At 67.2% G+C, this 10,909-nt stretch carries 15 protein-coding genes; 1 reads left to right on the top strand and 14 read right to left on the bottom strand.

The features are described 5' to 3' along the window. Window positions 1-131: 131 nt before the first annotated feature. The 9 genes from AWC12_RS29160 to AWC12_RS29120 all read right to left on the bottom strand — a co-directional run bounded on the left by AWC12_RS29160 (window position 132) and on the right by AWC12_RS29120 (window position 5,677). Entirely contained in the window at window positions 132-731 is a 600-nt protein-coding gene (locus tag AWC12_RS29160; RefSeq protein WP_085178321.1) for a DJ-1/PfpI family protein, read from the bottom strand. Window positions 732-748: 17 nt separating this feature from the next. Continuing rightward, entirely contained in the window at window positions 749-1,399 is a 651-nt protein-coding gene (locus AWC12_RS29155) for an SRPBCC family protein (protein WP_085178320.1), read from the bottom strand. A gap of 14 nt (window positions 1,400-1,413) precedes the next feature. Then, window positions 1,414-1,761: an ArsR/SmtB family transcription factor gene (locus AWC12_RS29150; protein ID WP_024448459.1), complete on the bottom strand. Its 348-nt coding sequence runs from the start codon at window positions 1,759-1,761 to the stop codon at window positions 1,414-1,416. Window positions 1,762-1,803: 42 nt separating this feature from the next. Continuing rightward, the gene (gene rnhA / locus AWC12_RS29145; protein WP_024448458.1) at window positions 1,804-2,280 is read right to left on the bottom strand and encodes a ribonuclease HI; all 477 of its coding nucleotides are present in this window, start codon (window positions 2,278-2,280) and stop codon (window positions 1,804-1,806) included. After that, a complete protein-coding gene (locus tag AWC12_RS29140) occupies window positions 2,277-2,915 on the bottom strand; it encodes a VOC family protein (protein WP_085178319.1) in 639 nt (212 codons plus the stop codon). The genes rnhA and AWC12_RS29140 overlap by 4 nt, the downstream gene beginning before the upstream one ends. Continuing rightward, complete coding sequence (locus tag AWC12_RS29135) at window positions 2,912-3,394, bottom strand: nitroreductase/quinone reductase family protein (protein WP_024448456.1); 483 nt, start codon at window positions 3,392-3,394, stop codon at window positions 2,912-2,914. The genes AWC12_RS29140 and AWC12_RS29135 overlap by 4 nt, the downstream gene beginning before the upstream one ends. Window positions 3,395-3,466: 72 nt before the next feature. After that, window positions 3,467-3,757, bottom strand: a complete 291-nt coding sequence (locus AWC12_RS29130) for a hypothetical protein (RefSeq protein ID WP_024448455.1) — start codon at window positions 3,755-3,757, stop codon at window positions 3,467-3,469. Between the two features lie 28 nt (window positions 3,758-3,785). Next, window positions 3,786-5,018 (bottom strand): MFS transporter, encoded by a 1,233-nt coding sequence (locus AWC12_RS29125; RefSeq protein WP_024448454.1) that lies wholly within the window; start codon window positions 5,016-5,018, stop codon window positions 3,786-3,788. Beyond that, on the bottom strand, window positions 5,015-5,677 hold the full coding sequence (locus AWC12_RS29120) for a beta/alpha barrel domain-containing protein (RefSeq protein WP_085178318.1): 663 nt from the start codon (window positions 5,675-5,677) through the stop codon (window positions 5,015-5,017). Before AWC12_RS29120 ends, AWC12_RS29125 begins: the two co-directional genes overlap by 4 nt. Before the next feature lie 86 nt (window positions 5,678-5,763). On the opposite strand from AWC12_RS29120, the gene AWC12_RS29115 reads away from it, so the two are divergent. Then, window positions 5,764-6,945 (top strand): ROK family transcriptional regulator, encoded by a 1,182-nt coding sequence (locus tag AWC12_RS29115; protein ID WP_024448452.1) that lies wholly within the window; start codon window positions 5,764-5,766, stop codon window positions 6,943-6,945. 7 nt (window positions 6,946-6,952) lie between these two features. On the opposite strand, the gene AWC12_RS29110 is transcribed toward AWC12_RS29115, so the two are convergent. From AWC12_RS29110 to AWC12_RS29090, 5 genes are read right to left on the bottom strand one after another with little or no spacing between them, the layout of a single operon-like run. Then, a complete protein-coding gene (locus AWC12_RS29110; RefSeq protein WP_085178317.1) occupies window positions 6,953-8,008 on the bottom strand; it encodes a DUF5914 domain-containing protein in 1,056 nt (351 codons plus the stop codon). Next, a complete protein-coding gene (locus tag AWC12_RS29105) occupies window positions 8,005-9,537 on the bottom strand; it encodes an FAD-dependent oxidoreductase (RefSeq protein WP_085178316.1) in 1,533 nt (510 codons plus the stop codon). Before AWC12_RS29105 ends, AWC12_RS29110 begins: the two co-directional genes overlap by 4 nt. Further along, window positions 9,534-10,244 carry a class I SAM-dependent methyltransferase gene (locus AWC12_RS29100; protein ID WP_085178315.1) on the bottom strand — a complete coding sequence of 237 codons (711 nt, stop codon included), beginning with the start codon at window positions 10,242-10,244 and terminating at the stop codon, window positions 9,534-9,536. Before AWC12_RS29100 ends, AWC12_RS29105 begins: the two co-directional genes overlap by 4 nt. Beyond that, window positions 10,241-10,567 carry a lycopene cyclase domain-containing protein gene (locus AWC12_RS29095; RefSeq protein WP_024448448.1) on the bottom strand — a complete coding sequence of 109 codons (327 nt, stop codon included), beginning with the start codon at window positions 10,565-10,567 and terminating at the stop codon, window positions 10,241-10,243. The genes AWC12_RS29100 and AWC12_RS29095 overlap by 4 nt, the downstream gene beginning before the upstream one ends. Beyond that, a complete protein-coding gene (locus AWC12_RS29090) occupies window positions 10,564-10,905 on the bottom strand; it encodes a lycopene cyclase domain-containing protein (protein ID WP_024448447.1) in 342 nt (113 codons plus the stop codon). Before AWC12_RS29090 ends, AWC12_RS29095 begins: the two co-directional genes overlap by 4 nt. Window positions 10,906-10,909 lie beyond the last annotated feature (4 nt).

Raw genomic sequence — 10,909 nt, 5'->3', positions numbered from 1 at the left:
CGGGATCCACCGAGGAGCAGGTCGACCAAGGCCACTCAGGCGCCGAGGGGGATGGTGTTACCCCCGCCGACGACCCAAGCGAACCCGGCGGACCCGCACCACCGGACAACCAAGCCGCCTGACGGCGAACCTCACACCGGCGGCTCGGGATCGTATTGAATCCCGCGGCGAACCTCACGCGCGCGACCCACGCCGGCAAGACGAGAGACCAGGTGCAGCGCCATATCGATACCGGCGGACACACCCGCGGAGGTGATCGTGTCGTCGCAGTCGACGTAGCGCGCCTCGGCGCGCACATCGATCGTGGGATCGATCTCGGCGAGCACATCGAGAGACTTCCAATGCGTGGTGGCGGCACGGCCGCGCAGAATGCCGGCTGCGGCATACACCAGCGAGCCTGTGCACACGCTGGTCATCAGTGTGCCGTCGTCTCGGCGGCGGCGGACCCACTCGAGTCTCGCTTCGTCCTTGAGTTGCGGTCGGGTGCCCTGCCCGCCGGGGTATATCAGCACGTCCAGGCCGGGACGGTTGGCGTCGCTGTAATCGGCGTGAACCGTCAATCCCTTGGCGCACAACACTTCACCACCCGATTGGGAGAAGGTGTACACCCGCCAGCCGTCTTCGGGCCACGTCTTGGTCCAGAACGACAGGACTTCCCACGGTCCGATCGCATCGAGTTCCTCGACACCGGGGAACAGCAGGATTCCGATGTGCTTCAGGTCGTCCGCCATGAATCAACGATGCCGCATCAGGACGCACTTGACGGAGGTGGGTCGCCGCGAAAGAACGCGATCGAGTTGTCAGCGGACCGGCGCGCCACGCCGGCATCCTCGCCGGAGGCCACCTGCGCTGCGTACCAGCCCTCGCCGGCGTCGCGGATGTAGTTCCTCCCCTCGCCCGTCGTGGCCCACTCCTCTTCCTTGAATTCGTCGGGCACGGCCGCGCCGGTTCCCAGGTGAATGGCGAGCCCGAGCAGCGCCAAATCCCAACCGATGCCGACGGCTCCCGGGCCGTACTGCGGCCACATGTCGTCATCGGCCACAGCGATGTGGTCGAGTTGCATGCGCGCCTGTTCCGGGCCTTCGTCGATGATCGTCAGCTCAATCCAGCTGACGCCGCCGCCGAATTCCCATGTGGCGGTGAAGGTTCGGGGCGGATCACACGTCAGAATCGTGCCGGATGCGTTGCCCTCGACCTGATACGTCCCGTTCAACCGGAGATCTCCATGCACCGGGGCGAACCATCTCGGCAGTCGCTCGGCGTTGGTGCACGCATCCCAAAGGTCCGCGGCATCGGTGGGATAGCTGCGGCTGAGCGTGACGACGCGAGCCTCCCCAGCGTCCAAGGTCCGGCTCCCCACCGTCCGCTGGACTGCGTTGACGTGATGGCTGACATCCATGCTGTGGTTCTCCTTCAGTGGTCGTCGCGCGGGCCCGGACGGCGCTGTCGCTTGCCTCGGGCGATCTCGGTGGACAGCGCGTCCAGGCGCGGCGTCCAGAATCGGCGGAAGTTGTTCAGCCACTCGTCGACGTCGCGCAGTGCTGTCGGATCCACCGCATACATCCGCCGCTGCCCTTCGGGCCGCACCGTGGTGAAACCGTTGTCTCGCAACACCTTCAGATGTTGCGAGACCGCGGGTTGGGTGATCGAAAATTCCTCCTGGATCGCCGCGGTGAGCGCCCCTGCGGACTGCTCGCCCTGTGCGAGCAGCTCGAGGATCCGGCGTCGCACCGGATCACCCAGGACGTCGAACGCGTGCACGACTAAGATTAAAACCGCTGACTTATATAAGTCAATAGTTATTTACGGGGCGGATGCGCCCATCGCCTGTTGCAGTCCGCGGGTTGCCAGCACATCGGCGAGTTCGTTGTCGGCGACCCCCGAGTGCCCTTTCACCCAGAACCATTCGACCTGGTGGCGGGCACAGGCCGTGCGCAACCGGCGCCACAGATCGGCGTTCTTCACCGGCTGCTTCGCCGCCGTCATCCACCCGTTGCGTTCCCACCCGAGCACCCATTTCGTGATGCCGTTGCGGACGTAGGTGCTGTCCGTGTACAGGTGCACCGTCACGGGTCTGGTGAGCGCCTCGAGCGCCATGATCGGCGCTGTCAGTTCCATCCGGTTGTTGCTCGTCGAGCCGGCCTCACCGCCGCACATCTCGCGGACATGGTGGCGTTGCCGCAGCACGGCTCCCCATCCGCCTGGTCCGGGATTGGGGCGGCAGCCGCCGTCGGTGTGAATCACCACGACGTCGTGATCGACTGAGGCGCGGTCGGTCATGTGCCGAGAATAGGCGAGGAGATGAACGCCGTCCGGACCGACATTCCGAAGTCGCGGTGACGCAGTGTGGTGATCCGGCGACCTGGCTGCACGGCGTCCTTGACCGGCGTGGTGTGCTCGCCAAGGAAGGCCGCAGTGGCATCGATATCCGCCACGGTGAACGTGATGCCCCACAGTGTCGAGGGCCCATCGCCGGCAACCCCGGGCGAACCGACGACCTCGACGATCACCTCGCCGAACCGGAAGAAGATCTGCCGGATGGGTCTGCCGCCGAGTTCGGCGTCACGCTCCCGACGCGGCGCCGCGCCGATGGCACCGAGCGACGCCACGGTTCGGACGAGGTCGGGAGACAGCAGGACCACATGATCGATCGCGACGACGCCGTTGGCGTGCGTACCCGCGGGTTGCGCGTCTGAGTCCGACATCGTGGTGGGAATGCCGTCCATTTCAGGTGGACTGTCCGCCGGGAGCCCCCGGAGCGACCACCCGACGATGCCGTCGCCCGACTCACGCCCCACCAGGCGAATACCGACCTGTCCGACACGACATCGATCGGCGGGCCCGACCTCGAAGCCGGCCCGCGCCCACGCATTCGCGGGATCGGCGACGACGAGCTCGTCGACGGAGAGGCTCAAGGAGTGAAGACGTCGATGGGCTCGCCGAGCGCCAGCATCACGAGTGGAATCCGGCGACTCGTGGACTGCTGATACGTGATGTAGGGCGGATAGAGATGCGTCATGTAGGACCACACTTCGTGGCGTTCCTCGTCGCTCGGCTCACGCCACGTCGCCGCGAAGGCCTGCGTTGCGATCTGAACCTCGACCGAGCTGCTCGCCTGGATGTTGAGGTACCACTCGGGGTGGTTGTCGGCGCCACCTTTGGACGCCACGATGACCAACTCGCCGCCGAAATTGCCATAGATCAAAGGTTTTACGTATGTCTTGCCGGAGTTGCGACCGCGGAACCTGATCAGGCAATGCGTGGTGAACGCCCGGCCGCCGACGTCGGCGAGGTCCATGATGTGCCCGCGGGTGCCGCCAGAGCTCAGATATTCCTCGAGATGTCGGCTGATCCAATCCCCGCGTTCGGTCCGGATCGCGTCGGCGTTACCCATCGGCAGTCCCTTCGTCTGTTCGTCCGAACCCGCTGCTGACTGTAGCGCTAGGTCCGCGGGAGACGTGAAGGGTCAGTCGTCGTCCTTCTTGTTCTCGTCGTCGGACTTCTTGTCGTCGGACTTCTTGTCTTCGTCCTTGTCGCTGTCGTCCTTGCTGTCGCTGTCGTCCTTCTCGCCGTCGGACTTCTCGTCGTTGGACGCCGCGCCGCCGAGTTCGAGGACGGCCCAGTGGCTCGGTGACAGGTACACCGACCACTTGCCCTTCTCGCGACCCAGCTTGAGCACACCGTCGTCGATCTCCCACGCGGTGTCATCGTCGTGCTGGGATTCTTGTCCGTCGGAATACGTGAGTTTGAAGGCCATGGTGGGGGATGCCCGCAACCCAGCGCCGCTAATCGCGCGCGAACCGGTTGTCGCTGTGCCTCTGCAGCACCACCGACACGGTGAGAATCGCGATCCCGGCGAGGGCGAGCGCCGCACCGGCGGCGGCAGGAGCCGTGTAGCCGAACCCCGCCGCGATCACCAGGCCGCCGACCCAGGCCCCTGTCGCGTTTCCGATGTTGAGCGCTGAATGGTTCAGTGCCGCAGCCAGAGTCTGGGCATCGTGGGCGACGTCCATCAGCCGGGTCTGCAGTGCGGGTCCGACCGCGGAGCCGGTCAGCCCGATGCCGAAGAGCACCAGCAGCGCGGTCCACGGGTTGTGGGAGGCCACCACGAAGATGGTGAGCATGGTCGCCAACGCGCCCATCGACAGGTAGAGCGCCCGGACCACCGACCGGTCGGCAAGCCGCCCGCCGACCAGGTTCCCGAAGAACATCCCGAGGCCGAACATCATGAGCGCCAACGGAACCAGCGAACGCGACAGGCCCGCGACGTCGGTCATCGTCGTGGTCACGTACGTGTAGACGGCGAACATGCCGCCGAACCCGATCATCCCGACCAGCAGGGCGAGCCACACCTGGGGGCGGCGCAGCGCACCCAGTTCGGTGAGCGGGCTGGTGGCGCGGATGGCCTTCAACTGGTTCGGTAACCAGAACCACAGAGCAACCAGCGTCAGAACGCCGACGACTACCACGAGGCCGAAAGCTGACCGCCACCCCAGAGATTGGCCCAGCCAGGATGCCACCGGGACGCCGACCACGGTGGCGACGGTCAGCCCGGTCAAGACGTGTGCGACGGCCTTGGCGCGGTTCTGCGGGCCCATCAGATGTGCGGCGGCGAGCGCCGCGACACCGAAGTACGCGCCGTGCGGAAGGCCGGCGAGAAATCTCGCGGCGATCAGCGACTCGTAGGACGGAGCCACCATGCTGGCGAGGTTGCCGATGGTGAACAACGCCATCAGCGCGAGCAAAAGTTTCCTCCGGGCCATCCGCGCCGTGAGCGCCGCGATCAGTGGTGCACCCACCACGACGCCGAGGGCGTAGGCCGAGATGACGTGCCCAGCGGTGGGTTCGGATACTCCGAGAGCAATCGCGATGTCGGGCAGCAGTCCCATGGCCACGAATTCGGTCGTGCCGATACCGAATCCGCCGAGCGCGAGTGCCACGACGGCGAGCCAGCGCACGACGGGATCGGGGGCCACCACCGACACGGGGCCGGACGGGCGGTCGAGGATCGCGGTCATAGCGCTCGGACTGCGGTCACGGTCGGCTTGCTGAGCTTGACGGCGACGTCGGCGAGCCTGCGAACGCGTTCCCAGTCGCGGCGCCGCACCGCCTCGGTCGGAGCGAGCCAGTCCGCGCTGACGCAGCCGACGTTCGGGGCGGCGAGGTAGCCCGTCAGGTCGGCGGCGGTGACGCCACCGGACACGCAGAACCGGGCGGTGGGCACGAATGCGGCCAGCGTCCGTAGATGCCGTACACCGCCCGCGGCGGCAGCCGGATGCAGCACCATGTCGGTGTAGCCGTTCGCCACGAGCTCGGCGGCCTCGTCGGCAGTCTTGGCGCCCGGGAGGTGGGGCAGCTCGGTGGCGCACATCGCGCTCCGCAACGCGGCAGGGCTCTCGGTGGCGACGAGGAACTCCGCGCCGGCCGCGCGGGCCAGCTCCGGCTGCTCGATGTGGGTGATCGCCCCTGCGCCCACGATGACCTCGGGGGCCTCCGCAACGATGCGCGCGATGGCTTCCAGCGCCAGGGGGCCATCGAGAGCCACCTGGACGAGAGGTAGACCGGCGTCGCTGATCGCGCGCGCGACAGACGCTGCAGCCGACACCTCGGATGCGCTGTGCACGCTGATGATGGGCATCACCGGGGCGACGTCCAACAGCGATCTCGGTTCTTTCATGTTGTCGACGGTAGACGCGCTTTAGGTACTTCTCAATGCGACTTACGTACTTGAAATACATAAGTAACCGGGGTTACGCTCCGGACATGGCCTTGTTCAGGACTCCGTCAGCAATCTCGGTGGGAGAGCTTTACGCCCTGATCAGGAAGAAGCGGGACCTGACGCGCACCGAGATTGGCAAACTCACAGGTTTGTCGCGAACGGCAGTGACGGCCAGGGTGAGGGAACTCACGTCCCGCGGGTTGATCGTCGAGCACGAGCAGGCGCCCTCGACCGGCGGCCGCCCCGCCGCGCTGGTGAGCTTCAACGCCGGCGCGGGCGCGGTGCTGGCGGTGGCCATCGGCGGAAGTCGGACCCGCCTGGCGGTGTGCAACCTGGCCGGCGACGTCCTGGTGGCCGCCGACGTCGACCAGGAGCCCGGGCTTGCGCCGGGAGATCTGATGCCCAAGGTCGTCATGCGCCTCGGCGCGCTGCTCGCCGAGGCGGGGCTTCGTGGTGATCAGGTCTTCGGTGTCGGACTCAGCCTCCCCGGCACGGTGGACCAACTACGGGGCAGCAGTGTCGACACCCCGGTGCTCAGCGGATGGGACGGCGCTCCGCTGATCCCGTACTTCCGTGAGCTCACCGACGCGCCGGTCGTACTCGGCAACGACGCCAACGTCATCGCCCTCGCCGAATGGCGCGCAGGAGCCGGTCGCGGCTTCGACGACGTGCTGGCTATCAAGGTGTCCACCGGGCTGGGCGCGGGCATCATCTCCGGTGGCGCGTTGCAGTGTGGCGCCATGGGAGCCGCCGGCGAATTCGGCCACAACAAGACCTCCGCGGCAGACGGCCGCGCCTGCCGATGTGGTGATGTCGGCTGTCTTGAGACCGTCGCGGGTGGCTGGGCGCTGACGCGCCTTCTCGGGGACGAGGGCAGGGCGGTGCAGAATCTGCGGGACATCGTCGCGTTAGCCCACAGTGGAGATGCGCTGGCGCGCAGGCTGATTCGTGACAGCGGGCGGCACGTCGGCGAGGTGCTCGCCGCGGCCGTGAACTTGCTCAACCCCGCAGCGCTGGTGGTCGGCGGTGACGTGGCCGGAGCCTACGACATCTTCGTCGCCGGCCTGCGAGAGACGTTGTACGGCAACGCAACCACGCTCGCAACGCGGGCTCTCGAAATCGTCCCGGCCGAATTCGGCGACAGGGGCGGAGTCATCGGCAGCGCGATGATGGTGCTCGACCACGTGCTCGACCCGCAGGCCGTCGACGCCCTCGTCGCCGCCTGAAGGCCCCTCAGTTGGCGGGCTCGTCCGCGGGCGCGAGAAGATGGGCCGTCCCGTCGGCGTCCTGGCGCCGCACGGTGTGCAAGCGCTCCGCATAGAGCAGGTCGTCGCGCCAGAGCCGGTTGGCGGCATGCTTCATGAACGGCTTGATCAACGGCGCGGCTGGAATGGCCCGGGCGAAGCCGGATCGATCCGAATGCGCGATCACCGCTTCGGTGACGGTGCTGCGGGGCTGCCCGTCAGACCCGTAACCTGTTGGAGTGGCATGAGTTTCGACGACGCTGCCGGCGCCTTCGCCTTCGACGATTCGCATCACGAGAGTGCGTGGCTCGGGGCTGGTGAATTCGGCGATGACAGGTACGCCGAGCCGGCCGAGCCGAAAGGTCACCGCGACGAGAAACCGATCCAGCTCCTCGGGTACGTCCGGTGACTCCGGTGGTGCGCTGAGCACCTCCAGGCGGGTGAACGAGTACGGATGGAACCAGGCACCGTGCCACGGGTCCATCCGGTTGGCGACGATGTCGGCGGCCTCGCAGGCACCCGTGAGCTGGGTGACGGCCGCGATCTGCGCTCCGTCGGGCCGGACCGGCAGGATCGGTTCCGGCGTGGGGGTCTCGCCACCAACGCGGTCGAGGCGGGCCCAGATCAGCACGCCGTCATCGAACGCGGGCACGGCGGGCCAGTCGGGGCGCGACCGGCCCGTCAGCCGTAGCCCGTGCCACGGGCACACGAGGTGTCCGCGGTCCACGGTCCCCGTGCACAGATCCGCCCCGAGGTGGGGGCACCTCGCAGGCCCGATGCGCACCTTGCCGTCGGTGTCGCGCCAGCAGACGAGCTCGGCACCTGCCACGGTGGCCGCGAACGGTTTCGATGTGACATCGGCGCTGGCTGCCACGACGAACCAGTTGCCGCTCGGACGGGCCTGGGAGCGGGCAAGTGCTGCGGCGATCACCTCGGGGGACGCCTGACGGTAGGTCGGCGTCTGCCGTGCCCACGCGGTGCGCGGCAGCAGCTCCAACGGCGAGGCCTTGCTGACCGATGCCGTCAGCCGGCTCAGAAGACTCATCGCGATGTCCGCCTTTCCACGCGACCTGCGAGGTGCCGCAGCACGGGTGACCGTCCGCGTACCGGCACGGTGTACATATCGTGCCCTCTCACGCCGAATCGGTCGAGCAGGACGTTGGCAGCCGCGACCCCGGTGGTGGCGGCCCGCTCCATCAACGCCACCGGCAGGTCGATGCGGATACCGTCCCCGGCGAGCGCGAGTCCGGGAGTCGACGTTCGTACTGTCGGTCTCGTCGCGAAGTCGCCGGGTCCCAGGCGGGGACAGTCTTCGCGGGTGAGCGTCTTTTCAGTGACGATCGACGCCGATGCGGTCTCCGGATACAGCTCGTGCAGCCTGCCCAGCATGTCGCGACGCAGTTGCGGGGTGTCTTCGGACACCGAGTACGCGTGAAGCTCGACCACTGATCCGCCGGTTCGGTGCGCCCACGCCGAGGCTTCCCGTTCATATCTGTCGAGAACGCTGATGTTGTCCAGCGGCGGCAGTCCACCGGTGCCCAGGAACGCGGGCCGATCCGAGCGCACGGGCCGGTCCAGCCAGAGGCGCTGCACGACGAACGGGGCAGCCGTGCCCAGCCGCTCGACTCGGGCGCGCCACTCGGAATCGCCGATATTGACAGAGTTCGCGACGATGGATTTCAACGCGGGGACGTCAGCAGCCAGCACGACCCCGTCGGCATGGACGGACGCACCGGACGCGACGGAGACGGTGAAGCCGTCATCCTTGTGCGAAACACTCTGCACGGCAGTGCCCAGGTGCACACGCACGCCCAGATTCTGCAGATACTCGCACAGCGGATTCCACAGCGCCACATCGAAGTTCGATGTGGCGACATCAAACACCAGCCCTTCACTGGAGCCGAGGAAATAAATGTGGAACATCGTGGCGAGCTCGGCCGCCGACAAAGCGGCCGGCCGGGTGAAGAAACTTCGGGAGAACACCTCGAAGGCCAGGTGCTGGGCGGCCGGCGGAAAGTTGATGTTGTGCAGGAAGGTTTCTGCGTCCAGGTCGTCGAGTTCCTCGTAGGTCCGCGGAACGGAGACCTCGGCCAGCGGCGCGGCGGCGCGGGCATCCAGACGTATCAGATCACGCAGCCGAAAAGTGGGGCTGCGCAGCGCGAACATGATCGCGTTGAGCGGCGGAGTGCTGGGCAGGCCGCGGAAGGTGTCCCGGCGTCCTTCGGCGTCGACGAGGGGGTAGTCGTCGAGCGGCGCCAGCATTCCGAGGTCGGGATCGATGCGGCGCAACAGGTTACGCAGGTTGTAGTACTGGCGGAAGAACGCGTGGAAGCCTCGGTTCATGGCAAGGGATGAGCCGCCGGAGTCGGGCTCGGACCATCCGCCCACCCGGCCGCCGAGGTAGGTCTCCCTTTCGAACAGGTCCACCGCGACACCGCGTTCGGCCAGCGCGGCGGCGGCGGACAGGCCGGCGATTCCACCTCCGACGACGGCGGCACGCGGCCGCGTCGGAAGACCGGTCGCCTCTGGCAGCCCCGGCTTGGCGGGGTGGCGGACCCGGCGGGGATCGGTCACCGCGGCGCCCGCGCGAGGAATGTGTGCACGATGTTGCGCTGCCACCCCGAAACGGTTTCACTGTGCACATCGGCGAACCCGATGCGCTGCAACCGTTCCCGGAACTCTGCGGCACCGTCGAACTCGTTCACGCTTCGACGTAGGTAGCGGTAGAGAGCGCCGTCGCCGTCGCGAAGACGTCCGAGGGGGATGATGACCGTCGTAGCCACCGCATTCCAGATCGCCCGGGCGAGGCGCGAGTCACGCACGGAGTATTCGTGGGCCGCGAAGACGCCACCGGGCCGCAGCAGTGACAGCAGGGTACGCAACACGGGGTCTGGATCGCTGAGGTTGCGCACCAGATAGGCCGCGAGGATGCCGTCAAACGGGCCGCTCACACCGGCTTCGGCGAGATTCTCCGCGCGGCTGTGGACGAACGTCACCGTCGCAGGCCACGACTTCCGCCGCGCCTGCTCCAGCATGCCCGCCGACCCGTCGACCGCCACGATCTCGGCGTGCGGTGCAGCCTTCAGCAGGGCCGCCGTCGAAGCCCCTGTGCCACAGCCGATATCTAGGAGGCGCAGCCCCCGGCCGCCGTCGGGCAATCCCATCCGACGCGCCGAAAGCTGCAGATGCTCGTGGTATCCGGGGTTGGCCCCGACGAGCCCGTCATAGGACTCCGCGCCCGAGTCGAACGCGTCGGGTACGTCGTAACGTCGGAGACTCATACTGTTTTTCGTTCCTGTCTGTCGCCGCCGCGGACCCACAGAAGGAGCACCGCGGTCACCATTGCCCACCCGAAAAGAAAGTCTTCGACGGGAATATCCCAGGGAAACCTGATGCCGGTCGAGTGTTGCTCGTTGTACACGACGATCGGCGCGCTGAGCTTGGTCAGCCACCCGTCCACGGGCACCTGGAAGGCGAGCACAATCGCCATCGAGATCCAGTAGGCAGGTCGGCGGAACAACCCGGTGCGCAATACACGCAGCTCCCAAACGAGGATCACCAGCACGGCGACGATCGCGGGCACGGTGTAGCCGAGGCCCGTCATCGGCTCACCCCACGGACGGGCCGCCTGCGCGACAGCCAGCCGAGGATGGTGCTCACCGCCGAATAGGTGAGCAGTCCGCACAGCGGGACGACCAGGAAGAAGACGAGCTCCTCCAGCGGCAGGGCGCCGATGCCGAGGCCTGACACGTAGCGCGGGTTGTACGTCCACACCTCACCGGCGATCGCGATCAAGTCCCACACGATGAAGACGAGCGCCACCGGGATGATTGCGGCCGCCGTCCTTCTTGCCTGGCGGTAGACACCGTCGCCGAGCACCTCCAGTGGGCCGGTGAGGAGGAGGCACCCGACCATCAGGAGCAGGTACTCGTAGCGCTCGATGTTC

Origin of the sequence: Mycolicibacterium iranicum (assembly GCF_002101705.1) — a bacterium.
GTDB classification, from domain to species: domain Bacteria; phylum Actinomycetota; class Actinomycetes; order Mycobacteriales; family Mycobacteriaceae; genus Mycobacterium; species Mycobacterium iranicum.
This window is presented reverse-complemented; position numbering and strand designations above follow the sequence as displayed.

Bases quoted from the DNA above. Each gene is read 5' to 3' on its own strand.
- AWC12_RS29160 (WP_085178321.1), bottom strand. From the start codon at position 731: ATGGCGGACGACCTGAAGCACATCGGAATCCTGCTGTTCCCCGGTGTC.
- AWC12_RS29155 (WP_085178320.1), bottom strand. From the start codon at position 1,399: ATGGATGTCAGCCATCACGTCAACGCAGTCCAGCGGACGGTGGGGAGC.
- rnhA (WP_024448458.1), bottom strand. From the start codon at position 2,280: ATGACCGACCGCGCCTCAGTCGATCACGACGTCGTGGTGATTCACACC.
- AWC12_RS29135 (WP_024448456.1), bottom strand. From the start codon at position 3,394: ATGGGTAACGCCGACGCGATCCGGACCGAACGCGGGGATTGGATCAGC.
- AWC12_RS29130 (WP_024448455.1), bottom strand. From the start codon at position 3,757: ATGGCCTTCAAACTCACGTATTCCGACGGACAAGAATCCCAGCACGAC.
- AWC12_RS29125 (WP_024448454.1), bottom strand. From the start codon at position 5,018: ATGACCGCGATCCTCGACCGCCCGTCCGGCCCCGTGTCGGTGGTGGCC.
- AWC12_RS29120 (WP_085178318.1), bottom strand. From the start codon at position 5,677: ATGAAAGAACCGAGATCGCTGTTGGACGTCGCCCCGGTGATGCCCATC.
- AWC12_RS29115 (WP_024448452.1), top strand. From the start codon at position 5,764: ATGGCCTTGTTCAGGACTCCGTCAGCAATCTCGGTGGGAGAGCTTTAC.
- AWC12_RS29110 (WP_085178317.1), bottom strand. From the start codon at position 8,008: ATGAGTCTTCTGAGCCGGCTGACGGCATCGGTCAGCAAGGCCTCGCCG.
- AWC12_RS29100 (WP_085178315.1), bottom strand. From the start codon at position 10,244: ATGAGTCTCCGACGTTACGACGTACCCGACGCGTTCGACTCGGGCGCG.
- AWC12_RS29095 (WP_024448448.1), bottom strand. From the start codon at position 10,567: ATGACGGGCCTCGGCTACACCGTGCCCGCGATCGTCGCCGTGCTGGTG.